Source organism: Mycobacterium sp. E183, from assembly GCF_001667735.1.
Taxonomy (GTDB): Bacteria; Actinomycetota; Actinomycetes; order Mycobacteriales; family Mycobacteriaceae; genus Mycobacterium.
In genome coordinates this window covers 20,684-44,526 of the sequence record NZ_LZJN01000053.1, presented here as the reverse complement: position 1 = coordinate 44,526, position 23,843 = coordinate 20,684, and the positions used below count along the sequence as shown (strand labels likewise).

At 66.8% G+C, this 23,843-nt stretch carries 24 protein-coding genes, 1 tRNA gene and 1 pseudogene; 13 read left to right on the top strand and 13 right to left on the bottom strand.

Annotated features, from left to right (window positions below; translation table 11 throughout):
• Positions 1 to 178 precede the first annotated feature (178 nt).
• A pseudogene (locus A5691_RS29070) lies at positions 179 to 637 on the bottom strand (hypothetical protein); the annotation flags it as partial.
• An 82-nt stretch (positions 638 to 719) separates the two neighbouring features.
• Here A5691_RS29070 and A5691_RS28270 point away from each other — a divergent pair.
• Positions 720 to 863 carry a hypothetical protein gene (locus A5691_RS28270; RefSeq protein ID WP_167374087.1) on the top strand — a complete coding sequence of 48 codons (144 nt, stop codon included), beginning with the start codon at positions 720 to 722 and terminating at the stop codon, positions 861 to 863.
• Positions 864 to 877: 14 nt separating this feature from the next.
• On the opposite strand, the gene A5691_RS04990 is transcribed toward A5691_RS28270, so the two are convergent.
• The 6 genes from A5691_RS04990 to A5691_RS04965 form a co-directional block, all read right to left on the bottom strand.
• On the bottom strand, positions 878 to 1,189 hold the full coding sequence (locus tag A5691_RS04990) for a DUF2694 family protein (RefSeq protein WP_067279683.1): 312 nt from the start codon (positions 1,187 to 1,189) through the stop codon (positions 878 to 880).
• A complete protein-coding gene (locus A5691_RS04985; protein WP_067756202.1) occupies positions 1,186 to 1,503 on the bottom strand; it encodes an ESX-1 secretion-associated protein in 318 nt (105 codons plus the stop codon). The genes A5691_RS04990 and A5691_RS04985 overlap by 4 nt, the downstream gene beginning before the upstream one ends.
• A 51-nt stretch (positions 1,504 to 1,554) precedes the next feature.
• Entirely contained in the window at positions 1,555 to 2,922 is a 1,368-nt protein-coding gene (locus A5691_RS04980) for a DUF4226 domain-containing protein (protein ID WP_067779069.1), read from the bottom strand.
• Positions 2,923 to 3,066: 144 nt separating this feature from the next.
• Positions 3,067 to 3,429: a DUF4226 domain-containing protein gene (locus A5691_RS04975; protein WP_067756208.1), complete on the bottom strand. Its 363-nt coding sequence runs from the start codon at positions 3,427 to 3,429 to the stop codon at positions 3,067 to 3,069.
• A 16-nt stretch (positions 3,430 to 3,445) separates the two neighbouring features.
• The gene (locus tag A5691_RS04970) at positions 3,446 to 4,261 is read right to left on the bottom strand and encodes a C40 family peptidase (protein WP_068016446.1); all 816 of its coding nucleotides are present in this window, start codon (positions 4,259 to 4,261) and stop codon (positions 3,446 to 3,448) included.
• Positions 4,258 to 5,028: a helix-turn-helix domain-containing protein gene (locus A5691_RS04965; RefSeq protein ID WP_067756216.1), complete on the bottom strand. Its 771-nt coding sequence runs from the start codon at positions 5,026 to 5,028 to the stop codon at positions 4,258 to 4,260. Before A5691_RS04965 ends, A5691_RS04970 begins: the two co-directional genes overlap by 4 nt.
• Positions 5,029 to 5,172: 144 nt before the next feature.
• On the opposite strand from A5691_RS04965, the gene A5691_RS04960 reads away from it, so the two are divergent.
• From A5691_RS04960 to A5691_RS04945, 4 genes are all read left to right on the top strand, one after another.
• On the top strand, positions 5,173 to 5,589 hold the full coding sequence (locus tag A5691_RS04960) for a WhiB family transcriptional regulator (protein WP_067756218.1): 417 nt from the start codon (positions 5,173 to 5,175) through the stop codon (positions 5,587 to 5,589).
• A 90-nt stretch (positions 5,590 to 5,679) separates the two neighbouring features.
• The gene (locus A5691_RS04955) at positions 5,680 to 7,062 is read left to right on the top strand and encodes an acyl-CoA dehydrogenase family protein (protein WP_067756220.1); all 1,383 of its coding nucleotides are present in this window, start codon (positions 5,680 to 5,682) and stop codon (positions 7,060 to 7,062) included.
• A 27-nt stretch (positions 7,063 to 7,089) separates the two neighbouring features.
• On the top strand, positions 7,090 to 8,073 hold the full coding sequence (locus A5691_RS04950; protein WP_067756223.1) for a pirin family protein: 984 nt from the start codon (positions 7,090 to 7,092) through the stop codon (positions 8,071 to 8,073).
• Positions 8,060 to 8,389 carry a GNAT family N-acetyltransferase gene (locus A5691_RS04945; protein WP_067756226.1) on the top strand — a complete coding sequence of 110 codons (330 nt, stop codon included), beginning with the start codon at positions 8,060 to 8,062 and terminating at the stop codon, positions 8,387 to 8,389. The genes A5691_RS04950 and A5691_RS04945 overlap by 14 nt, the downstream gene beginning before the upstream one ends.
• Before the next feature lie 93 nt (positions 8,390 to 8,482).
• Here the strand turns inward: A5691_RS04945 and A5691_RS27850 are convergent, their stop codons facing one another.
• The 4 genes from A5691_RS27850 to A5691_RS04930 form a co-directional block, all read right to left on the bottom strand.
• Positions 8,483 to 8,953 carry a hypothetical protein gene (locus A5691_RS27850; protein ID WP_156670137.1) on the bottom strand — a complete coding sequence of 157 codons (471 nt, stop codon included), beginning with the start codon at positions 8,951 to 8,953 and terminating at the stop codon, positions 8,483 to 8,485.
• A gap of 220 nt (positions 8,954 to 9,173) precedes the next feature.
• A complete protein-coding gene (locus A5691_RS04940; protein WP_231972844.1) occupies positions 9,174 to 9,608 on the bottom strand; it encodes a hypothetical protein in 435 nt (144 codons plus the stop codon).
• On the bottom strand, positions 9,605 to 11,488 hold the full coding sequence (locus A5691_RS04935) for a hypothetical protein (protein ID WP_067756230.1): 1,884 nt from the start codon (positions 11,486 to 11,488) through the stop codon (positions 9,605 to 9,607). The genes A5691_RS04940 and A5691_RS04935 overlap by 4 nt, the downstream gene beginning before the upstream one ends.
• Positions 11,489 to 11,699: 211 nt before the next feature.
• Positions 11,700 to 11,782, bottom strand: a tRNA-Leu gene (locus A5691_RS04930).
• A gap of 242 nt (positions 11,783 to 12,024) precedes the next feature.
• Between A5691_RS04930 and A5691_RS04925 the strand changes: the two genes are divergently transcribed.
• From A5691_RS04925 to pknB, 7 genes are all read left to right on the top strand, one after another.
• Positions 12,025 to 13,692 (top strand): DUF3662 and FHA domain-containing protein, encoded by a 1,668-nt coding sequence (locus A5691_RS04925; protein WP_067756233.1) that lies wholly within the window; start codon positions 12,025 to 12,027, stop codon positions 13,690 to 13,692.
• Between the two features lie 135 nt (positions 13,693 to 13,827).
• Complete coding sequence (locus A5691_RS04920; protein WP_046183038.1) at positions 13,828 to 14,295, top strand: FHA domain-containing protein; 468 nt, start codon at positions 13,828 to 13,830, stop codon at positions 14,293 to 14,295.
• Positions 14,292 to 15,809, top strand: a complete 1,518-nt coding sequence (locus tag A5691_RS04915; protein ID WP_067779084.1) for a PP2C family serine/threonine-protein phosphatase — start codon at positions 14,292 to 14,294, stop codon at positions 15,807 to 15,809. The genes A5691_RS04920 and A5691_RS04915 overlap by 4 nt, the downstream gene beginning before the upstream one ends.
• Positions 15,806 to 17,215 carry an FtsW/RodA/SpoVE family cell cycle protein gene (locus tag A5691_RS04910; RefSeq protein ID WP_067756239.1) on the top strand — a complete coding sequence of 470 codons (1,410 nt, stop codon included), beginning with the start codon at positions 15,806 to 15,808 and terminating at the stop codon, positions 17,213 to 17,215. The genes A5691_RS04915 and A5691_RS04910 overlap by 4 nt, the downstream gene beginning before the upstream one ends.
• Positions 17,212 to 18,690 carry a D,D-transpeptidase PbpA gene (pbpA, locus tag A5691_RS04905; RefSeq protein WP_067779087.1) on the top strand — a complete coding sequence of 493 codons (1,479 nt, stop codon included), beginning with the start codon at positions 17,212 to 17,214 and terminating at the stop codon, positions 18,688 to 18,690. The genes A5691_RS04910 and pbpA overlap by 4 nt, the downstream gene beginning before the upstream one ends.
• Positions 18,687 to 20,015 (top strand): serine/threonine-protein kinase, encoded by a 1,329-nt coding sequence (locus A5691_RS04900; protein WP_068016449.1) that lies wholly within the window; start codon positions 18,687 to 18,689, stop codon positions 20,013 to 20,015. The genes pbpA and A5691_RS04900 overlap by 4 nt, the downstream gene beginning before the upstream one ends.
• Positions 20,012 to 21,886, top strand: coding sequence for a Stk1 family PASTA domain-containing Ser/Thr kinase (pknB, locus tag A5691_RS04895; protein WP_067756246.1), 1,875 nt, complete (start codon positions 20,012 to 20,014; stop codon positions 21,884 to 21,886). The genes A5691_RS04900 and pknB overlap by 4 nt, the downstream gene beginning before the upstream one ends.
• On the opposite strand, the gene A5691_RS04890 is transcribed toward pknB, so the two are convergent.
• Both A5691_RS04890 and A5691_RS04885 read right to left on the bottom strand, forming a co-directional pair.
• Positions 21,864 to 22,550 (bottom strand): aminodeoxychorismate/anthranilate synthase component II, encoded by a 687-nt coding sequence (locus tag A5691_RS04890; RefSeq protein WP_067756248.1) that lies wholly within the window; start codon positions 22,548 to 22,550, stop codon positions 21,864 to 21,866. The genes pknB and A5691_RS04890 overlap by 23 nt on opposite strands.
• Before the next feature lie 26 nt (positions 22,551 to 22,576).
• A complete protein-coding gene (locus A5691_RS04885) occupies positions 22,577 to 23,320 on the bottom strand; it encodes a DUF881 domain-containing protein (RefSeq protein WP_067779094.1) in 744 nt (247 codons plus the stop codon).
• A gap of 118 nt (positions 23,321 to 23,438) precedes the next feature.
• On the opposite strand from A5691_RS04885, the gene crgA reads away from it, so the two are divergent.
• A complete protein-coding gene (crgA, locus tag A5691_RS04880; protein ID WP_067756253.1) occupies positions 23,439 to 23,720 on the top strand; it encodes a cell division protein CrgA in 282 nt (93 codons plus the stop codon).
• Positions 23,721 to 23,843 lie beyond the last annotated feature (123 nt).

Genomic DNA, 23,843 nt, shown 5'->3' with positions numbered 1-23,843 from the left:
TCGGAATGACCTGCGTTTCGTCCATATCCGGCGTTTTCGGGGTGGTGGCAACCTCCGCAGCGACCTCTTGTGCAGTGGTTTCCGGTTGCGGCCCCGGCTCGACCGCACCGGGGTCCGGCACCATGGGAGCCGGCTTGTCGACCTGCCAGCGCGGCCTACTCGTCGTCCTGGTGGGCGCTTCGGAAGGTCTGGCGCCGCTGACCGCGGGAAGGATTCGGGTCTGCGTCATGTCCGGTGGCGACGGTTCGGCGAGCTGCCTGCGGGGATATCCGGCGCTCACTCCGCTCTTCGCCGCGTGCAGCTGGCGCATCGTCGACTCGACTCGCCGCACGGCGCGGCCGCGCGCTTCATCGATCACGCGGGCTTCTTCCGCCTGGCGGGACAGGTCGGCCAAGCCCGCGCGCTTGATCATCTTCAGCTGCTCGTTCGCGCTTTCGGCGATCCGCTGCAGGTCGGCTTTGAGATACTCTGCGAGCGTGGCGTTTTCGGCCGTCACCGTCGACAGTTCGGCAGGCCAAAGTCCACCGATCACCCATGGGGTGCAATCGATGGGAGAGCTGAAAGCCGGCATCGCCAGTGATTCCCGGGTAGCTCTCCGGAGGCGCTGGCGCGCCGTCATCCGACCGAAGATCGCCACCGGTTAAGGGTACCGGTATTTGATGGATCGCTTATTCGGTGAGTGAATTGTGCAGGTGTGAGGGCCTGGGTAGCGTGGGGACATGGCTGAATCTGCGCTGCAGCAGCAACTCGATGAAGTGCGTGCCTTGCTTGCCCGTGCGCGAGAGTTGTTCGGCCCCAACCCTGTAGAGCCGCCCACCGATATCGCTCCAGATCCCGAGGCGGCCAAGACATGGCTGTTGTAAGCCCTGCGAACCGGCTAGATGGCCCTGTTGCGGCGACGCAGTTTGTGTGCCAGTAGCTTCTCGATCGCCGCGTCGAGGTCTCGCGGGGTCGGAACCTCGGCCGAGGGCGTGTGTCCGGCCGCCACGATCTCGTCGCGGATTTCCAGCAATGCCTTGAGGCAAGAGACGTCGGCGGTCAGCAGAATGCCTCGTGCCAGCGTCTCGGCGTCGGTCTCCATCGCCTCTTCGCTCAGCGCAACGCTGTGCATATAGCCGCCGCGACAAGAGCGGACGAGGATGTGCCCACTCGGATGAACGGTGTCAAAAGCGGGATTCGCGTCCGTCATCGACCGCGGTCAGCGATGCCGCCGAGGTTGCGAGCCGCATCCTGCTCGTGCTGTTCCCAGATCGCCGCCGAGGCCGTCAGTTTGTCCGCCAGGTCGGCGTGGTCCGCGGCCTGTTGCTCGTAGCACTGGCGCCTGAGCTCGAGCAGTTCCCGTCCGGCGTCGCGAAGTTCACCGAAGATCGGCCCGAGCGAATCCAGGCTTTCCTGGATCGCCTCGTGCGACGAAGGAACCGTCCGCAGGTAATCGGAGGTTTCCTGGTGGCGCGCGGCGGCTTGACGCAAGTGCGCGGGTACCACATGGATCGAATCTGCCATCCGCTGTCTCCTGTTCCCGGCCGCCGGCGAAAACCGGCGAGATCACTATTGTCAGGTGGTCGACGAAGCCGCCGGCCGCGTGGGTGTGGGTGTATCGGGTCTCGTCGGCGGGGTCACGGCTGCGGCCGGCGCCGGCGGATGCTCCCAGCCTAGAAAGCTTGGCCCGGTCACGGTGGCGATGTCTTGAATTTGGCCGTCGAGAAGGGCCTTACCTGGACCGAGGGCAAGAGCATGCCGGTCGATGAAGATCCCGATATCCGCCGGGCTCACCCGCGTCGGCTCGATCGGGTTGGTGACCGCGGAGCCCGGGGGCGGAATCGTTATTCCCTGCTGTTGGAACGCATCTGGTATCGCCACTCCGCCGACCGCGGCTTTGATCGCCGCTGCCAATTGGGGGCTCGCGGCCGTCACCGACTCGCCGTCGGGCAGGGTCACCGTGGTGGGACCGGCCGCCGCCGGTTCATTCTCGGCCGCGGCCGCCTCCCGACCACCGTCGTCGTGCTGGTCGCCCGGTTCGTCTGATCCGGACTCGGTCTTCGGATCCGGCCGCTCGGAGGGGTCCACCGGGCCTTCGTCGTCGAGGCCTCGCAGCATCGGGTCCGTTCTCTCCTCACCGCCCAGCGCGGGAAGTGGCAGTCCGGTCGGTGTCGCGCCGAAGCTCGGCAGGCCTGGAGCGACGCTGGGCATCGGCGGCGGCACGGGAGCGATGGGCGCCGTCGGGGCGGTCCCGGCCTCCGGGGTACCCGTGCCCGATAGGTCATCGGTCGCCAGACCCGGGTCGTCGGCCAGCAACGAGTCCAGCAGCGGATCCCAGTCCGAGTCCCCTGTCGACGCTGCGGTTTCCGCATCGGTGCCAACCGCGCGGTCCGACGCACGCTCGTCGGGACTCTTGGATGCGTCGTACAGCGACGTCCATGCGGCCATCAGTGCCGACTTCGACGTGTCGTCGAGGCGAGCGTTGAGGACCACCGAGCGAATGTCACGGAGCTTGCCGATCAGGAAGCGCTGGAAGTCGCGTGCGCCTGCCGGGGTGTCGAGGTCCGATCGCATTCGGACCGCGGCTTCCGTGTCTTGCTGCAACCTCGTCAGCGCCTCGCTGCCATCGACGGCATTGAGATGGGCGTTCAGGATAGCCGTGATCACTTGCATGTCCAGCTGAGAGCTGGCCGAATTCTGGTGGGCGAGGGCTGCTTCGGCGTGCGCGATGGCTTCGGCCGCCTCACCCCTCTCTCGATCCGGCGGAGCCGCGAGTTGTTGGCGGATCTTCCCCGCGATCGCCTGGAGTTGTTCGGGACGTGTCGTCGGGGTGATCACGGCGGCCAGCTCACCGGGCGACAGGCCCGCCTGCCACGCGTTCGGGTCACCGGTGCGGTCTCGGACATCTTTCACCGCCGCGAGAAGCTCCTCATGCGCCGACATCAGCTACCCGACCACGGTTGCAGTCACGCGAAATGCGTGCGGGATGCGTTGCGACCTCTCCATGCCCGACGACCGTACCCAGGCGTTCGGACGTCGACAATTCACCGTGCCGTGCGGTTGTGGACGACACTGCGACCGTGCCTGCTAGCCGCCGCCGGCGCTGTACTGGTCCCGAAGCGCTTCCAGCACAGCCTTTTTCGCTCGACTGAGTTCGCGCGCGTCCTCGACGACGGAGGTGATCTCGCGGTGTTTGGCCAGCAAAAAGCGCTGAAACTCGCGCGCGCCCATCGGGGTATCGACGGCGAGGCTCGCCTGGTGCGCGGTGGCGTGGTCGAGCTGCTCGGCGATGGCATCCAGTCGACGGGCGCCTTCGCGCATCGCGGCGTGCGCACTAGAGAGCACTTCTCCCAGCACGCGGTCGGCGTCGGCTACCGTGCCGTGCTGGCCGGCGAGCGCCGACTGGCGCGCCTGTATCGCGGCGACCGAAGGTCCGCTTTGTTCCGTCATCGGCTCACCCTGTTCGTCATAGCGGTCGGCGAATAGCGACGTGGGGGCCCAGCGGGCTGATCCGCACCGAGGCACCCGCGTAGGGCGCCTCGATTACCAGATCGTTTCCGATGGCCAGCTGGACGTGTCCGGCGTGCGGGAAGACGAGATCACCGGGCCGGACCTGTGAGCGGGGCACCGGCATCCCGTCGTTGATCTGCTGATAAGTGGTGCGGTCCAAGTGAATTCCCGCCTGTGCGTAGCTCCATTGGACTAGACCCGAACAATCGAACTGGTCGGGCCCCGTCGCACCCCACACGTACGGGCAACCCAGACGCGACAGGGCAGCGCGCACCGCGGTCGCCGCCCGCGCGGTCAAGCCCAATCCCGCGGCGCGCCGGCGCCATAGTTGGTAGCGCAGCGCACGTAATTCGGCGAGGCGCCGACGAGCCCGCAGCCGGGCCGACACGACATGGGCGTGCTGCGCCCGTAGTCGTGCCGCGCGGCGGCGCATCGCTTCGCGCTGGGCCATCGGGGTCGCCGAAATGCCGGCGGGTTCGGCGCGGGCTTCGTCGACGACGTTTCGGGTCAGCTCGCGGGCCTGGGCCCGGTCCCGGTCGGCGCCGGCGATGACACCCGCCATCGCCGCGTCGGTGGCCGCGGCGGCGCCGAGCCGTTGCCGGCTGTGTTCCGCGGCGAACCGGTAGCCGCGAGCCAATCCGTCGTTCGCCCCGGCAGCCCCGAGCAGCACCTTGCGGTAGTGCGCGGCGCCCGCGTCGAGCGGCGGCTGCCGTGTGCCGCCGGCGAACAGGTCATGGGCGCGGCTCAACAGCGCGATTTCGCTTTGATTCACTGCGGCCCCTCGCCCTGTTGGTTTCCCGATTCGACGGCGTCGACGAACGCGCGCACGCGGGGGAGCGCTCCGGGCGGGATAACCCCCCGGTTGCGGATGTCCCACATCTCGTCGAGGCCGACACCGATCAGCGTGGCGACGATGGCCTCGGGCAAGGCCGACTGCGCGCACGCCCGGTCAAACCGGGCACTCAAGCTGGTCGGCATCCGTTTCAGCAGGGCGGTCCGCGTCGCCTCGAGGGCTTGGAGGTGGTCCATCAGCCGGCCCGTGGAGTCCGCGCCGGCGTTCACCGCGACCCGCCAGGAACCGGCGGCCAGCATCTCTGCCTTCACGCACTGAGCGATCACAGACAGAATATACGTCTCATATTCGTTTGATGTTGTCGCTGGCAACCGATCGATGACCGATTTGAGCGCTTCGAGCTGAGCTTCGGCATACCCTTCCAGCACTTCGGTGTCGCTGTGACGGTCCACGACCACGGGCCCGCTGCGCCTGGCGGGTACGGCGGCAGGCGGCTGCGCGGCCATCAGGCGCGCCAGTTCCGCATCCGGATCGGCCGCCACGAGCAGGCGAGAATAGGTGCCCGGCGGCAAGCCCAGCCCGTTCTCAACCTTCTGAACTGTGCTTTTATGCGGCTTGCGGGCGCCGCGCTCCAGGAAGCTCAGCCCCATGATGCTGACACCGGTCGCGGCGGCAAGGTCGGCTAGGGACCAGTCGCGCGACTCTCGCAAAGCGCGGATGGCCGCGCCGGCCGATTCACGGCTCACCGCACGCTCCGGCCATAGGCCGGATATTACACAGCCGGTCCCGTATCGCTACGCATATACGTTTCTGTCACGTTTCTCTTGCGCGGAGCACCCGTCTGTGTATACGCTTTTGCCTACGTTTCACGTTCGACCAAGGAGACCGACATGGGACACCCGTGCGCTGCCAACCCGGAACTGTGGTTCGGCTACCCCGACGACGACGGTGGCGACGGCGCGGCGAAGGCCCGCGCGTATGAGCGGTCGGCCGTCGAGGCGCGTCTCCAGTGCCTGCGCCGCTGCCCGTTGGCGCAGCAGCGACGGTGCGCCCAACACGCCATCGCGCACCGCGAGGAGTACGGAGTCTGGGCCGGCGTCAAACTTCCCGGCGGCCAGTACCGCAAGCGCGACCAGTTGGCCCAGGCCCACGACGTCCTGCGGCGCATCGCGTCCGGAGAGATCAACTCCCGCCAGCTGCCGGAGAATGCGGCTCTGCTGGCAAATCATGAGCACGAGGCGGTTGCGGTGACCGCGGTGGTGCTGCACCTGCCCCTCGCAAAGGTGGGGCCTCGCTCGGCGGCCTGAAGCTCCGTCGTCCTCAGGGGCCGTTTGCTGGCGTAGCCAACGGGGTAGAGCTTCGGCACGACCGAGTCTGTCGACCCGAAGGCGGGATCCATGACGTTCGACCTGACCCCGACCGCAGCACAGCACGACCTGGCCCGGCGGGCCCACGAGTTCGCCGAAGACGTGATCCGGCCCGTGGCGCTCCACTACGACCAACGGCAAGAGTTCCCGTGGCCGGTCTTGGAGGAGGCGGCCCAGCGCGGCTTCTACAGCCCGCTGTTTTACCGCGATCTGATCGGCGACCCGACCGGCCTGTCGTTGCCGATGTTCATGGAGGAGCTGTTCTGGGGTTGCGCCGGGATCGGGCTGGCAATCGTGATGCCGGCGTTGGCCTTGTCGGCGATCGGCCAGGCAGCGTCACCGGAACAGATGTTGGAGTGGGCACCCGAATGCTTCGGAACCCCAGGCGATCTCAAGTTGGCGGCGCTGGCCATCTCGGAGCCCGAGGGCGGCAGCGACGTGCGGAATCTACGTACCCACGCTCGCCGCGACGGTGACGACTGGATCATCGACGGCCACAAGATGTGGATCGGCAACGGCGGAATCGCCGACGTGCACGTGGTCAACGCCGTCGTCGACGAGGAACTCGGTCATCGCGGGCAGGCGCTGTTCGTCGTGCCCGGTGGAACGCCCGGGCTCAAGCTCGTTCGTAAATTGGACAAGCTGGGCTGTCGCGCGTCCCACACCGCCGAGTTGCTGTTCGAGGGCGTCCGCGTCCCCGGCGCCAATCTGCTTGGCGGAGAAGAGAAGCTGGAGCACAAGCTCGCCAAGGCTCGCGAGGTCGTGGCGGGCGGCAAGCGGTCGGGCTCCGCCACACTGGGCACCTTCGAACAGACCCGCCCGATGGTCGCCGCGCAGGCTATCGGCATCGCGCGCGCTGCGCTGGAGTACGCGACGGCATACGCCACCGAGCGGGAGGCATTCGGCGCGCCGATCATCGACAACCAGGGCATCGCCTTCCCGCTGGCGGAGCTGGCCACCCAGATCGACGCGGCGCGGTTGCTGACCTGGCGAGCGTCGTGGATGGCCGCCAACAACGTGCCCTTCGAACGCGGGGAGGGGTCGATGTCGAAAATGGCCGCCAGCGAGGTGGCTGTCAAGGCCACCGAACGCGCCATTCAGACCATGGGCGGCTGGGGCTACATCACCGATCACCCGGTGGAGAAGTGGTATCGGGATGCCAAGCTATACACCATCTTTGAGGGCACCAGTGAGATCCAGCGTATGGTCATCGCCAATGCGCTGGGAGCCAGCGTCGGCACTCCGCCGCTGCACGTGGTGCTCGAACCGTCCGGCGGACCTTTGAACCGCGTCTTCGGTCGAGGCACTCCGCTGCGCTCCCGCGCCGCCGACACCGCGTTGTCGATGCAGGACCGGGTGCCCGAGCCCGTCATGCGGCTGGCGATGAAGGTGCTCCGACCCCCACGTAAGTAGCGAGTATGGGTACGGTCGGTGTGGACGATGAGCAACCTCGAGCCGGCGCCGATCGAAGTTGCCTGCGCTGCAGCACCGAGCGCGGGCACCGAGGTGCTGCGCCCCCGCGAGGTGCCGTTGGGCGGACCCCGGGCGATGCGCGTACGACGCTCGCTGCCGCAACGGCAGCGCTCGCTGATCGGCGCCTGGTGCTTCATCGACCATTACGGCCCGGCGTCCGCGCGCATGGACGTCCCCCCGCATCCGCACACCGGACTACAAACCGTCAGCTGGTTGTTCAGTGGGGAAGTGGAGCACAACGACAGCGCTGGCGTGTACGCGGCTGTACGTCCCGGCGAGTTGAATCTCATGACCGCCGGTGCCGGTATCTGCCACTCGGAGGTATCGGTTTCGTCGGCGGCGGCCTTGCACGGTGTCCAGCTCTGGGTGGCGCTGCCCGATTCCGATCGCGACACCGACCGGGGCTTCGATCACTATGCCCCCAAACCCGTACCGCTCCGGGGCGGGACGGCTCGCGTGTTCCTCGGGGACCTCGCAGGCAGCCGAAGCCCGGTGCCCACCTTCACTCCCTTGCTGGGAGCCCAGCTCGATCTCGACGCCGGAACTCACCTGGACCTCGACGTCGATCCGGCTTTCGAGCATGGCGTGCTCTGCGATTCGGGTGCGGTCCAAGTGGAGGAAGCCGCTCTGACTGTCGCCGAACTGGCCTACCTCAGACCCGGCCGCTCGTCGTTGCGGCTTGGCAACGAGGGGGAGCGGCCCGCGCGGGTATTACTGCTCGGCGGGACACCGTTCGCCGAAGAACTGGTGATGTGGTGGAACTTCGTGGGACGAAGCCACGACGAGATCGTGGCTTACCGCCAACTGTGGGAGGCCGGCGACGAACGCTTTGGCGCCGTCAACGGCTACCGGGGTTCGCTCATCCGACTGCCCGCCCCGCCGCTGCCGACCACCCGGCTGCGGCCTCGACCGATACCGCAACGAAAGGAAGACACAAATGGCCACCGATAAGACCGGGGCAGAGACGACCGTCAGCCTCGAGGAGGGGCGATACACCATTGCCGTGGAAGGCAAGCAGGTCGGCCTCGCCGACTTCGCCGACCGCGGCGACCAGCGCGTCTTCTACCACACCGAAATCGACCCGGCGTATGGCGGACGCGGCCTGGCAACCATCCTCGTCGAAGAGGCGCTCAACGAGGCGCGCGGCGAGGGCAAGCGCATAGTTCCCGTGTGCTCGATGATCGGCACCGTGCTCAAGAAGCACCCCGAGTACGACGACATCACCGACGCCGTGACGCCGGATATTTTGCGGTGGGTGAATTCTTAGTCTGGTCGCGACGCAATGACGTAGCAGGTTCGGAGAATAGCAGTGCAGATGCGCTCCTGGTGGCAGTCCGCTCGTCAGCCCGCGCCGGATCGCTTAAGTAAGCCCTTGCTGCTCTCGCCAGCTTGACCAATACCTTTCCGCATTCGCACGACACAGCGCACACAGCCCGTCACATGTGGCTTTCAGTGTCGAATCGTCTGAGAAGAGTCTTTCGACGGCGTCGAGATTCTCACGCATCCAGATTGCTTCATCCGAAGCAGGCAAATATCGAATTACTGGATCGTTGTCAATATATTGTTTGATCAGCGAAGGCCAGAACCAGTTCTCTGGATCCATGAGTTTTGTTGGCGCGACCACGATTTCTATTTGGTCCCGTTCGTTGATGAGCTGAAATGTTGATGCTGGCCCGACTATCGTCAAAGAAGCACTGGGCGCCTGCTTCGCCACGTCTGAATCAGCGACCCGGTAGCGCGGGTCTAAGTACAGGAAATCGAAGTACTCCAGAAGAAATTCGAAAAGGGCCTTCATCGAAGGTGCCCCAATCGGACGATTCGAGTCAAGCACGCTCGACACGTTACTCGGCGCCCTTCATGATGTTAGCTACATCTCCTCAACTGACTGTTTCCGAAATCACTGACTACGGTTGCGCGCCGTGACATCGAGATCGCCTTCCCATCTCTTGACGCTGGCAGGGCAATGCCCTGGGCTATGCGGACGATTCTTACATCTCAGCCGGCATCTTAGATCTGAGTTTTCTACAGATACGCAGCTACCGAGACTCGGCCTAGATCGTGTCCGGTTTCGGCCATCCCCACTTCTTCGACGAATTGGACCGGCGTAGCGAGATCAACTCGTCAGCTGTGCGCTCAGCAGTGGGCGGATCGGCGAAAAGCTGCTCTACGCGTTTCAGATTTACCGACAGCCAATTGGCTTGATCGACGGGTGATGCGGCGCCAGTGTCGTCCCCGCCTTCAAGGTACTGACGAATTAAGGAAGCCGCGAACCAATTGTCGCCACCTCCCTGCAGCATGGGCACCGCCGCGAAGTAGATCTGTCCACGATCATTCACGACATCCCACCTGAGCAACTCACCGGTGAACGTAATCGACGCATCGATGTCAGCGAGGCCCCGGGTGTTGGAATTTGTGATTCGGTATTCAGGGTTGAGGTATAAGAATCCCGCGTGTTGCATAATGAACTCTAAAAGCGCCTTCATCATGGGCCTCCGGCCTTGGGGGGTACTAGTGTTGAACCGTCGATTGCTTCGTATCCGTGAGCTCGCAGATAACTGAGCTCGGCGGCAGTGTAAGTATCGTCGAGAACCTGATCGATTGGCACTGACAGCTTGATCGTATCTCGATTAGCAATTGCAATGTCGAGCACATGTTGGTTGGCGGCAAATCGCTCAACGGGCGTGGCAGCGTCCCATGCATCCCCAATGTCGAAGTAGCTGGCGCCACGTTGTTGCGCGAGCTCGATATAGGAGGGGCCGCCCAAAGGATTCCTGTACGGCCCAAGGACCGTTTCGCCGCTCCCGGTCAGGTGTTGCTCAGACAGCGCCCGCAACTCCGGCGTCATGTAGTCGAGGGGGTTGTGGAGGGTGAACTCCGGGTGGGCTGGGTCGATCACGACCGGTGGGGGCCCTTCGGGTTCCACCGGCACATGCGGTCCCGCCGGAGGTCCGGCATCGGGCGGAAGCTCACCTCCGCCACCACCCCCCGGGTGCGGCGTGTGCTCCACCACGGGCGCGGGACCGGGGTGGGTGCCCGGCACCGGTTCCCCGCTCACGCCGGAAGTTGGCGAGCCATGCGGGCTCAGGTCCTCTTCGGCACTTGCCGCGCGCTCCTCCGCACCGACCAATGCGCGAGGAAAAACATTTTCGCCGGTCACGCCCTCAATCGCTTCGCGAGTGAAAAGCGTCTTCAGCCCCTGCCAGGCCACCTGACCGCCCGCCTTCAGCACAGCGCCGCCGCCGACCGCGGTGGTGATCGCGCTCCACAACGGCTCAGGGGTGGCTACCACCTTCCCGGGATCCAGCGTGCGCATGCCGGTCAACTTGCCACCGCTGAAGGCGTAGGACGTGCCCATGGCCTGATCGAAGAACTCACCCGTGCCGTCCTTGAGTTGCCCGTAGACCTGCACCGGCTGTCCATCCACGGTGTGGGTGAACATGAAATGACCGTCGGGAGCGATCGTGATCGACGCGGGGTCGACGTCCCTGTAGTCGGGGATCTTGCCCAGGTCGTCGAGCGCGTGAGCGAGGTCCTCCCTGAGCTTGGGCAGCCTCCCGCTCGCGGCCTCGCCCTCGGGCGACCCCGGGCCGTGCGTATAGAGGTCGGCCATCGCCTTGTTCAGGGCATCCTGCGCGGCACGCACCTTGCCCATTTGATCCACCACCGCCTGGTCGGTGCTCCGGCGCAGGTCGGCCAGCGCCTGCAGCTGGGCCTCAGTTGGCTTCGGTGAGCCGTCGGCGTCGAGATCGTGAAGGCGAGCCGGATCATAGCCCTCGATTCGTAGGTTGGTCAGTGAGTTCCGCAAGCCATCGGAGTAGCCATTCCGTATCGAATTGAGCTGTGCCAGTGCGGCTTTGGTGTCATCGATGGCATCCCTCTCGCAATTGCGGATGAGGGCATCGAGGGTGTGCCGGTCCTCCGCGCTCAGGTTGCCGGATCGTTCCATTGCGACGGCCTGCCCGATCAAGTCGTCGAGTGTTTGCAACTGGTTCTCGAGGGTCGCGATCTGTCCCGCCGCGGCCTTCTGCGCCTCGGCTAAGGAGGCCGCGATACTTTCCAGGTCGACGCCGATCTTGGGCAGCTGAAGCGACTGGGCACCAAGCGACTGCGTCACCCGTTGCACATCGGCGGAGTCGGTGATCGGATTGCCGCCGCCGCCCTGGCGATTCCATGCGGCGTCGAAGCGGTTGCGCGCTTGCTCGAAGGCGTGCTGGGCCTCGTCGGTGCATCGGCCCGCTCGGTGGAAGGCCTCGGCGAGCGAGGAGATCTCCCCGGGCCTGCCGGCTTGCAAGCTTCGGTTGATTGCCCACGGATCACCGCCGGCCTCGGCGATCAGCGCCGCAATGCTTATGTAGCGCAGCTGCATCGCATCACCCGTAGCTGCGCAGCGCCACACGCCGCGACGACCATTGCCACCCCTCCTGAGCTGGCAATTACGCTACTAACGCGATAGCAGACGTCAATTCACTGCCGCGGCCAAGCGCGCAGGGCTCGGCACAACATGGCGGAAAACACGAAGGCCACGAACTCCTCGAGTCCGTGACCTCAGCGCATCGGTTCGGAGAACCGCTCAAATGTGGGCGAAGGGGGACTTGAACCCCCACGTCCCGAAGGACACTGGCACCTGAAGCCAGCGCGTCTGCCATTCCGCCACTCGCCCGGAAAAACAACCGATGGACCATACCACTCTAATGGCCGCGTCCCCCAACCCGCCTGGTCGGGCCCGGACGCCGTGGGGCGCTGGGAGACAACGCGTCTGAGCAGGGCCGACCAAGTTCTCAGAGTTTCGACGGTGCCGCGCCGTCGCGCTGTCCCGATAACATGCTGGGGTGAGGGACACGCGCCGAATCGTTTGCCGCGCGCCAGCGGCATGCTGCGGCAAGTGCATGCGAACGGCGGAGCATGAGTAGCCAACGAGGGTTGGCCGCGCGGATCGAGCGCAAGCTCGAGGCCACCGTCGACAACGCGTTCGCCCGCGTCTTCGGCGGATCGATCGTTCCGCAGGAAGTCGAGGCGCTCCTGCGCCGCGAAGCCCGCGACGGCGTCCAGAAACTCCACGGCAATCGGCTTTTGGCCCCCAACGAATACATCATTACCCTCGGTAGGCACGACTTCGAGAAGGTGGGCGCCGACCCTGATCTCACGTCGGGTGCTTTCGGTAGGTACTTGGTCGACTACATCCATGAACAGGGGTGGGAAACGTATGGTGATGTGGTCGTCCGGTTCGAGCGGTCGTCGGATTTGCGTACCGGGCAGTACCGCGCCCGCGGTGCTGTCAATCCCGATGTGCAGCCCCGCCCGACGGTCCACGATCCCGTCCCGCCACAATCAAATAGTGCGTTCGGCGCAGAACGAGGAGTAGCACCAATGACTGACGATTCGAGCTACCGCCCTCCGGGGCCGGGGCGGCCTGGCGACGAGTACTACGACGAGCGCTACGCGCGCCCGCAGGACGACGCGCGCGCCGGTGACCAGCCGCAGGGCGGCCCTGACCCGCGCGCGGGGTACCCGCCCGAGCAGGGCGGCTACCCGCCGCAGCAGGGCTACCCGCCGCCACGCCACCCCGAGCAGGGCGGCTATCCGGAGCAGGGCGGCTACCAAGGTCAGGGCGGCTACCCCGATCAGCGCGGCTACCAAGGCCCCGGCGGCGGCTATCCCGACCAGCGCGGCTACCAAGATCAAGGGGGCTACCCCGACCAGCGCGGCTACCAAGGCCCCGGCGGCGGCTATCCCGACCAAGCTCAGGGCGGGCCCCCACCGCAGTATGAGCAGCGTCCTCCCGCGCCCACGGGATACGGCGGCCAAGGCTACGACCAGGGCTACCGTCAGGGCGGCGGCTACGCCCCGCCGCCCGGGGGAGGCCAGCAGGGTTATGGCGGCTACGGCGATTACGGCCGCGGGCCGGCCCGCCAAGACGAGGGCTACGCTCCGCCCGAGCAGCGGCAGGCCTATCCGGAGCAGGGCGCCGGCTATGAGCAAGGCGCCGGCTATGAGCAAGGCGGCGGCTACGAGCAGGGCTACCAACAGGGCGGCGGCTACGGCCGGCAGGAGTACGGGGCCGGCGACTACACGCAGTATGCCGAGAACGTGCCGGCCGGGGGATACCCCGGTCAGGCCGGCGGATACCCCGAGACCGCCCACCGCGACTACGAGTACGGCCAGCAAGCCGAGTACGCCCAGCCGAGCGAGTACGGCCAGCCCGCCGACTACGGGCAGCCGGCGGACTACGGCCAGCAGGCCGGCGGTTACGGCGCTTACGGCGCCGGCGGTTACGGCGCGGCCGGAACGACGGTCACCCTGCAGCTCGACGACGGCAGCGGCCGCACCTACCAGCTGCGTGAGGGTTCCAACATCGTGGGCCGTGGACAAGACGCGCAGTTCCGGTTGCCCGACACCGGCGTCTCCCGGCGTCACCTCGAGATCCGCTGGGACGGGCAGGTGGCGCTCCTGTCGGACTTGAACTCCACCAACGGCACCACCGTCAACAACGCGCCGGTTCAGGAATGGCAGTTGGCGGACGGCGACGTGATCCGCCTGGGTCATTCGGAGATCATCGTCCGGATCCACTAAACCCGCTGGGCTCAACGCTGCCGTGCTTCGCCCCGCGTCGACCGCCGTCCAAGTATCGTGACGTTGCCGATGTGCTCGGGGTCACGGGCGCCAGGGGGACGCTGGATTTCGGGGCCAGGACGGAAAGGACGCCAGATGCAGGGACTCGTACTGCAGCTGACGCGCGCCGGATTTCTAATGTTGTTATGGGTATTCATCTGGTCCGTGTTGCGAATTCTGCGGACCGATATCTACGCGCCCACCGGGGCCGTCATGGTGCGCCGCGGCTTGGCGCTGCGCAGCACCCTGCTGCCCTCGCGGCAACGCAGGCACGCGGCGCGCTACCTGGTGGTCACCGAGGGCGCGTTGGCGGGGGCGCGCATCACACTCAGCGGGCAGCCGGTGTTGATCGGAAGAGCTGACGACTCGACGCTCGTGCTGACCGACGATTACGCCTCGACGCGGCACGCCCGCCTATCGCAGCGCGGTTCGGAATGGTACGTCGAGGATCTAGGATCGACCAACGGCACTTACCTTGACAGGGCAAAGGTGACGACTGCGGTACGAGTTCCGATAGGGACGCCGATTCGGATCGGCAAAACGGCGATCGAGTTGCGCCCGTGACCCTGGTCCTGCGATATGCCGCGCGCAGCGACCGCGGCCTGGTGCGCTCCAACAACGAAGACTCCGTATACGCCGGCGCGCGGCTCCTCGCGCTGGCCGACGGGATGGGCGGTCACGCCGCCGGCGAGGTGGCCTCCCAGTTGGTGATCGCCGCACTGGCCCACCTCGACGACGATGAGCCCGGCGGCGACCTGCTGGCCAAGCTCGACGCCGCGGTGCGCTCGGGCAACGCGGCCATCGCGGCGCAAGTGGAGGCCGAGCCCGAGCTCGAGGGGATGGGCACCACGCTCACCGCAATATTGTTCGCGGGCGACCGAATCGGGTTGGTGCACATCGGCGACTCGCGCGGCTATCTGCTGCGTGACGGCGAACTGACGCAGATCACCAAGGACGACACGTTCGTCCAAACCCTGGTCGACGAAGGGCGGATCACCCGGGAAGAGGCGCACAGCCACCCGCAGCGGTCGCTGATCATGCGCGCGCTGACCGGTCACGAGGTCGAGCCCACGTTGACCATGCGCGAGGCGCGCGCCGGTGACCGCTACCTGCTCTGCTCCGACGGGCTCAGCGACCCGGTAAGCGACGAGACCATCCTCGAGGCGCTGCAGATTCCCGACGTCGCCGAAGCCGCCTACCGCCTCATCGAGTTGGCGCTGCGCGGCGGCGGGCCGGACAACGTGACCGTGGTGGTGGCCGACGTCGTCGACTACGACTACGGCCAGACCCAGCCGATCCTTGCTGGAGCTGTTTCCGGGGACGACGACCAGATGACGTTGCCCAACACCTCCGCGGGCCGCGCCTCGGCGATCAGACCGCGCGAAGAGGCAGCGAAACGGGTTGCGCCGCAACCGGAAACGCCGAGCCGGCCGCGGTGGCCCCGTCGGCGGATGTTCTTCGTGGTGACGCTGGCGGTGCTGTTCGCCCTTTCCGGACTGGCCATCGGATGGTGGGTGATTCAGCGCAACTATTACGTCACCGAGTACGACGGCAAAGTTTCGATCGTCCGCGGAATCCAAGGGTCCTTGCTCGGCGTGCCCCTGCAGCAGCCGTATCTGGTGGGCTGCCTGACCGCGCGCAACGAACTCTCCCTGATCAGCTACGGCCAATCCGACCACTCGAACTGTCAGCTGATGACGTTGCGGGACTTGCGCCGTCCCGGCCAGGTCCAGGTTCAGACCGGACTGCCGGGCGGCAGCCTGGATCAAGCCGAGTCACAGCTGCGTCAACTGCTCGCCGAATACCTGCTGCCCACCTGCCCGTCCCCGCGCGCCACGTCACCGCCGGGGCAGCCGGCCCCCGGGAGCGGCACCCCCGAGTCCAGTGTCGCGACATCTCCAGCACCGACCACGCCACCGACCACCGCCCCTCCCGGCTCCAGCACCCCAGCTCCTACCAGTGCCACAAGCGGCCCCGCGCCCTCGTCGCAGGCGGGCCCCACGACCACATCTCAGACGGTCACCGCGCTTCCAGCGCCTCCACTTCAACCGGGCATCGACTGCCGGACGGTGGCATGACGACCCAACTCCAGCCGCCCGTCGCGGTCACGCCTCCGCTGCCCACCCGTCGCAACGCCGAGCTGCTGCTGCTGTGCTTCGCCGCAGCGATCACCGTCGCGGCGTTATTGATCGTCGAGGCAAACCAGGACCGTGTCTTGCGCTGGAACGTCATCAGCTACGGGCTGATATTCCTGCTCGTGTTCGGCTCCGCGCACCTGGCCATCAGACGGTTCGCCCCATATACGGATCCGCTGCTGTTGCCAATTGTGGCTCTGCTCAATGGACTTGGGCTGGTGATGATCCATCGGCTCGACCTCGTCAACAGCCAGACAAGCGGCCGCAATCATCCCAGCGCCACCCAGCAGTTGATGTGGACGGTGGTCGGCGTGGTCACGTTCGCGCTCGTGGTCACGTTTCTCAAAGACCATCGACAGTTGGCTCGCTACGGCTATATATGCGGCATCACCGGCCTGGTGCTGTTGGTGATTCCCGCGCTCCTGCCGGCTTCGCTGTCCGAACAGAACGGCGCAAAGATCTGGATCCGCCTCCCCGGCTTTTCCATTCAGCCCGCCGAATTCTCCAAAATCCTGTTGCTGATCTTCTTTTCCGCCGTGTTGATCGCCAAGCGGGGGCTATTCACCAGCGTAGGAAAGCATTTCATGGGTCTAACCCTGCCGCGCCCGCGAGACCTCGCGCCGCTGCTGGGCGCCTGGGTGGCCTCGATCGGTGTGATGGTCTTCGAGAAGGACCTCGGCACCTCGTTGTTGCTTTACGCGTCGTTCCTGGTGGTGGTTTACCTTGCGACGCAACGGATCAGCTGGGTGCTGATCGGCCTGGTGCTGTTCGCAGTGGGCAGCGTCATCGCCTACTTCATCTTCGCCCACGTCCGGGTCCGCGTGCAGATGTGGTGGGACCCGTTTTCCGACCCCGACGGCAACGGCTACCAGATCGTGCAGTCGCTGTTCAGCTTCGCCACGGGTGGAATCTTCGGCACCGGGCTCGGCAACGGTCAGCCGGACACCGTGCCGGCCGCGTCGACCGACTTCATCATCGCCGCATTCGGTGAAGAGCTCGGGCTCGTCGGGCTCGCCAGCATCTTGATGCTCTACACCATCGTCATCATCCGCGGCATGCGCACCGCGATCGCGACGCGAGACAGCTTCGGCAAGTTACTGGCCGCGGGCCTCGCCTCCACCCTGGCCATCCAGCTGTTCATCGTCGTCGGCGGCGTCACCCAACTGATCCCGCTGACGGGCCTGACCACACCGTGGATGTCCTACGGCGGATCGTCGCTCCTGGCGAACTACATACTGCTGGCGATCCTGGCTCGCATCTCCAACAGCGCCCGCCACCCCCTGCGCGGACGCGACCGCAAGGATTCCCCGATCGCGGCGGCGAAGACCGAGGTGATCGAGAAGGTATGAACACCTCTCTGCGCCGCATCTCGGTCACCGTCATGGCGTTGATCGTTCTGTTGCTGCTCAACGCCACCATGACGCAGGTGTTCGCCGCCGACTCGCTGCGCGCCGACCCGCGCAATCAGCGCGTGCTGCTGGACGAGTACTCGCGCCAACGCGGGCAGATCATCGCCGGCGGCCAACTGCTGGCCTATTCGGTGGCCACCGACAGCCGGTTCCGCTTCCTGCGGGTGTATCCCAACCCGTCGGTGTACGCGCCGATCACCGGCTTCTACTCCCTGCGTTATTCGAGCACCGGCTTGGAGCGCGCCGAGGATGCGCTGCTGAACGGATCCGACGAGCGGCTGTTCGGCCGCCGCCTGGCCGATTTCTTCACCGGCCGCGACCCCCGGGGCGGCAACGTCGACACCACAATCCGGCCGCGGGTCCAGCAAGCGGGGTGGGACGCAATGCAGCAGGGCTGCGGCGGGCCGCCGTGCAAGGGCGCCGTGGTCGCCCTCGAACCGTCCACCGGCAAGATCCTGGCCATGGTGTCATCGCCGTCGTATGACCCCAACCTGCTCGCGTCGCACGATCCTCAAGTGCAGGCGCAAGCATGGCAGCGGCTGCGCGACGACCCCGACAACCCGCTGACCAACCGCGCCATCTCGGAGACCTATCCGCCCGGTTCCACCTTCAAAGTCGTCACCACCGCGGCGGCGCTTGAGGCCGGGGCGACCGACGCCGAACAGCTCACCGCCGCTCCGTCAATCGCTCTGCCCGACAGCACCGCGACGTTGGAGAACTATGGCGGCCAGCCCTGCGGCAGCGAGGCCACGGTGTCGCTCAAGCAAGCGTTCGCCCTGTCGTGCAACACCGCCTTCGTGCAACTCGGTATGCACACCGGCGCCGACGCGTTGCGCAGCATGGCGCGCGCGTTCGGCCTGGACTCCACGCCGAGCGTCATCCCGCTGCAGGTCGCCGAATCGACCGTCGGAATCATCCCGGACGCCGCCGCCCTGGGCATGTCCAGCATCGGCCAGAAGGATGTCGCGCTGACACCGCTGGAGAACGCCGAGATCGCCGCGACCATCGCGAACGGCGGGGTACAGCTGCAGCCTTACCTGATCGACAGCCTCAAAGGGCCCGATCTGGCCAACATCAGCACCACCGTTCCCTATCAGCAGCGCCGCGCGGTGTCGCCCCAGGTCGCCGCTAAGCTAACAGAGCTGATGGTCGGCGCCGAGAAGGTCGCACAGCAGAAAGGGGCCATTCCCGGCGTGCAGATCGCATCGAAGACTGGTACCGCAGAGCATGGCACCGATCCGCGTAATACGCCGCCGCACGCGTGGTACATCGCCTTCGCGCCCGCGCAGACGCCGAGAGTCGCCGTGGCAGTGTTGGTGGAGAATGGCGGCGACCGCCTGTCCGCGACGGGAGGTGCACTCGCCGCGCCGATCGGACGGGCTGTGATCCAAGCCGCGCTACAGGGAGGACCATGAGCCCGCGAGTTGGTGTGACGCTGTCTGGCAGGTACCGCCTGCAGCGCCTGATCGCCACCGGCGGCATGGGCCAAGTGTGGGAGGCGGTGGACAGTCGGCTCGGCCGGCGCGTGGCGGTCAAGGTGCTCAAGCAGGAGTTCTCCCAGGATCCGGAATTCATCGAGCGGTTCCGCGCCGAGGCGCGCACCACCGCGATGCTCAACCACCCCGGCATCGCCCAGGTCCACGACTATGGCGAGAGCCAGCTGGACGGGGAGGGCCGCACCGCCTACCTGGTGATGGAGCTGGTCAACGGCGAGCCGCTGAACTCGGTGCTCAAGCGCACCGGCCGGCTGTCGTTGCGGCACGCGCTGGACATGCTCGAACAGACCGGTCGTGCGCTGCAGGTCGCGCACGCGGCCGGTCTGGTGCACCGCGACGTCAAGCCGGGAAACATCCTGATCACGCCGACGGGCCAGGTGAAGATCACCGACTTCGGTATCGCCAAGGCCGTCGACGCCGCGCCCGTCACGCAGACGGGGATGGTGATGGGAACCGCCCAGTACATCGCCCCCGAGCAGGCCCTGGGTCATGACGCGACTCCCGCCAGCGACGTGTACTCGCTGGGAGTCGTCGGCTACGAGGTCGTCTCGGGGAAGCGGCCGTTCACCGGTGACGGTGCCCTGACGGTGGCGATGAAGCACATCAAGGAGCCCCCGCCGCCGCTGCCCGCGGAGCTGCCGCCCAACGTGCGCGAACTGATCGAGATCACGCTGGTCAAGAACCCGGCCATGCGCTACCGCAGCGGCGGGCCGTTCGCCGATGCCGTTGCGGCGGTGCGGGCCGGCCGCCGGCCGCCGCGCCCCAGCCAGTCGCCCCCGCCCGGGCGGGCGTCGCCGGCGGCCATTCCGTCGAGCCCGACCACCAGGGCGGCCGCCGTGACCAGCACCCGGGCCGCGGCGCCGCGCCGATCCCGGCCCGCCACCGGGGGCCATCGGCCACCCCCGGCCCGGCGCACCTTCTCGTCGGGCCAGCGCGCGTTGTTGTGGGCCGCCGGAGTGCTGGGGGCGCTGGCGATCATCATCGCGGTGCTCATCGTCATCAATTCCCGCGCCGATACCCAGCAGGCACCGCCGCCGCCGACGGTCACCGACACCGGGACTCCGCCGGCGCCGCCGGCCACCAACACCCCGAGCGGTGCCGCGTCCGGCCCCGTGCTGCGGCTGAATTGGACGGATCGCGGGACGATAGGTAATTCTGGACTGCAACGAGGGCCGGCCGAATACGGGCGGGTTGAACCACTGACGCCCAGCGCGTCACCGGCCCGACACGAGATACCACGATGACCACCCCTCAGCACCTGTCTGACCGCTATGAACTGGGCGAAATCCTCGGCTTCGGGGGTATGTCCGAGGTTCACCTGGCCCGCGACGTCCGGTTACACCGCGATGTAGCGGTCAAAGTGCTGCGCGCCGACCTGGCCCGCGATCCCAGCTTCTATCTCCGGTTCCGTCGCGAGGCCCAGAACGCCGCCGCGCTCAACCACCCGTCCATCGTCGCGGTGTACGACACCGGCGAGGCGGAGACCCCGACGGGTCCGCTGCCCTACATCGTCATGGAGTACGTCGACGGCGTCACCCTGCGCGACATCGTGCACACCGACGGGCCGTTACCCCCTCGCCGGGCGATCGAGATCATCGCCGACGCGTGCCAGGCGCTGAACTTCAGCCACCAGAACGGCATCATCCACCGCGACGTCAAGCCGGCCAACATCATGATCAGCAACACCAACGCGGTCAAGGTGATGGACTTCGGCATCGCGCGGGCGATCGCGGACAGCGGCAACAGCGTCACCCAGACCGCGGCGGTGATCGGGACGGCGCAGTACCTCTCGCCCGAACAGGCCCGCGGCGACAGCGTCGATGCCCGGTCCGACGTCTACTCGCTGGGCTGTGTGCTCTACGAAATCCTCACCGGCGAACCGCCTTTCACCGGGGACTCGCCCGTCGCGGTCGCGTACCAGCACGTGCGCGAGGACCCGATTCCGCCGTCGCAGCGGCACGAGGGCATCTCTGCCGACCTCGACGCGGTCGTGCTCAAGGCGTTGGCCAAGAACCCGGACAACCGCTACCAGACCGCGGCCGAGATGCGCGCAGACCTGGTGCGGGTGCACAACGGCGAACCGCCCGAGGCGCCCAAGGTGCTCACCGACGCCGACCGCAGCGGCCTGATCGCCTCCGGCGCAAACCAGCCCGGGCCGCGCACCGATCCGCTGCCCCGGCAACCCCTTCGTCGCATCGACGACGGCGACGGCGGGGGGGTCGGCCGGTGGATCGTCGCGGTCGCCGCGCTGGCGGTGCTGACGATCGTCGTCGTCATCGCCTTCAACACCTTCGGCGGCACCACCCGCGATGTCCAGGTCCCCGACATGCGGGGCCAAGTGTCCGCCGACGCGATTGCCGCGCTGCAGAATCGCGGCTTCAAGACGCGTACCTTGCAGAAGCCCGACTCTACGATCCCGCCCGACCATGTCATCAGCACCGATCCCGGCGCGAACGCGTCGGTCGGCGCCGGCGACGAGATCACGATCAACGTTTCGACGGGTCCCGAGCAGCGCGAGGTGCCCGATGTCTCCTCGCTGAGCTACTCCGACGCGGTCAGCAAGCTCAAAGCCGCGGGATTCAGCAAATTCAAGCAGGCCAATTCTCCGTCGAGTCCCGAGTTGCTGGGCAAGGTGATCGGCACCAACCCGCCGGCCAACCAGACGTCCGCGATCACCAACGTGATCACCGTCATCGTCGGCTCCGGCCCCGAGACCAAGCAGGTGCCGGACGTCGCCGGTCAGACCGTCGACGTCGCACAGAAGAACCTCACGGTCTATGGCTTCACCAAGGTCACCCAGGCACAGGTGGACAGCACCCGCCCCGCCGGCGAGGTGATCGGCACCAATCCGCCCAAAGGTCAGACCGTTCCGGTGGATTCGGTGATCGAACTGCAGGTGTCCAAGGGCAACCAGTTCGTGATGCCCGACCTGAGCGGCATGTTCTGGACGGACGCCGAGCCGCGGTTACGGGCGCTGGGCTGGACCGGCGTGCTGGACAAGGGCCCGGACGTCGACGCGGGCGGCTCCCAGTCGCACCGGGTGGTCTATCAGAACCCGCCGGCCGGCACCGGCTGCAACCGGGACGGGATCATCACGCTGAAGTTCGGCCAGTAGCCGCGGGATCGGCCGGGAGATAGGGCTGCACCGCCGCCCGGACCTCGTTCTCGAGCCGGCGCACCAGCGTGTCGTTGCGGGCCCATCCGCAGTAGGCCAGCCAGTTGGCCAGCATGCGGTGGCCGCCCTCGGTCAGGATCGACTCGGGATGGAACTGGACTCCGTGGATCGGCAACTCCCGGTGGCGCACACCCATGATGACGCCGCCGCGGGTACGGGCCGTCACCTCCAGCACCGGCGGAAGCGACTCCGGAAGTATGGTCAGCGAGTGGTAGCGGGTCGCCGTGAAGGGATCTGGAAGTCCTTGCAGCACACCGGCGTTGGTGTGAAAGACGCTGCTGGTCTTGCCGTGCAGCAGTTCGGGGGCCCGGTCCACGGTCGCGCCGAAGGCGACGCCGATGGCTTGGTGGCCGAGGCAGACTCCGAGTAGCGGGGTGCGCTCCGCGGCGCACGCGTTCACCAGTCCGATGGACGCACCCGCGCGTTCCGGGGTGCCCGGGCCGGGGCTGAGCAGCACACCGTCGAACCGCTGGGCGATGGCGGCCTCGTCGGAGAGTCTGGCGTCGTCGTTGCGCCACACCTCGGCCTCGACGCCCAGCTGGCCGAGGTACTGCACCAGGTTGAACACGAAGCTGTCGTAGTTGTCGACGACCAGGATCCGCACCGTGCCAGGTTACCGTCCGGCCGAAATCAGTAGCCGATGGTTCCCATGGGCTGCGCGAAATGCAGCCGATCGGGCTCGGTGTGGCCGACGATCTGCACGTCCGGTTTGACCTCTTCGCGGTAGCCCAGCCCGAATCGGACCACGTACTGGCGGTACAGGGTGACCAGGGGAGCGGCGGCCAAGGCGGCCTGCATGGTGGCCGCGTTGCCGATCGCGGTGATCGTGTAGGGCGGGCTGTAGGTCCGGCCGTTGAGCAGCAGCGTGTTGCCGACGCAGCGGGGGACCGAGGTGGCGATGATGCGCTGGTCCTGCATCTGAATCGCCTCGGCGCCGGCGCTCCATAAGGCGTTGAGCACCGCCTCGATGTCCTGCTGATGCACCACCAGGTCGTCGGGGGACGCATCCCGCGGGAAGCGGCCGTTGGCGTCGCGCGGCGCGTCCTCCAGGGTGACGGTCAGCCCCGGGCCGTGCACCGGGTTCATCCCCGCATCGGCGGCCAGCTCGGCCGAGCGGCGCAGCATTGCCGCCAACGCCCGATCCGAGGACCGGCCGTGCGCGGCGTCGATCTTGCCGGCCAGCTCGTCGCGCTGGGCGTTCAGGTGATTCACCGAGGCCTGGGCCTCCCGGACCAGGTCGACCAACCGGGGCGCGTCGCTGCGGCGGATCTCGGCGCCGCCGGACACCCCGTGCGTGGCAGCCAGGAGCAATCCGGCCAGCAGGCACACCACCGGGACGCCGAAGCGCCAGGGCGACCGGCCTCCGTCGCTCATCTGCTCTCCAATTTCCTGGTCGCCGTGCCAGGTGGGTTAGTCTCGTAGCCAAGCTGTGCGTGCAGCTGCGGTCGTTATCGTTGCACCCCGTCCCGCTCACCGTCTTGTTGAGGTAATCATGCCCAAGTCCAAGGTCCGCAAGAAGAATGACTTCACCGTCAGCGCGGTCAGCCGCACGCCGGTGAAGGTGAAGGTCGGGCCGTCGAGCGTGTGGTTCGTCGCCTTGTTCGTCGGTCTCATGCTGATCGGATTGGTCTGGCTGATGGTCTTCCAGCTGGCGGCCGTCGGGAGTCAGGCGCCCGCCGCGCTCAACTGGATGGCACAACTGGGGCCGTGGAACTACGCCATCGCGTTCGCTTTCATGATCACTGGTTTGTTGCTGACGATGCGCTGGCACTGAGCACGACCAGCGGCCGAATGAATTCATTTTTGGGTTGCCCCGTTACTGCGCCAGCAACATTGCCGCCACCCAATCACACGCGTGTGATTTATCCCCACTGTTGATAGCGTCTGTGGATAACTC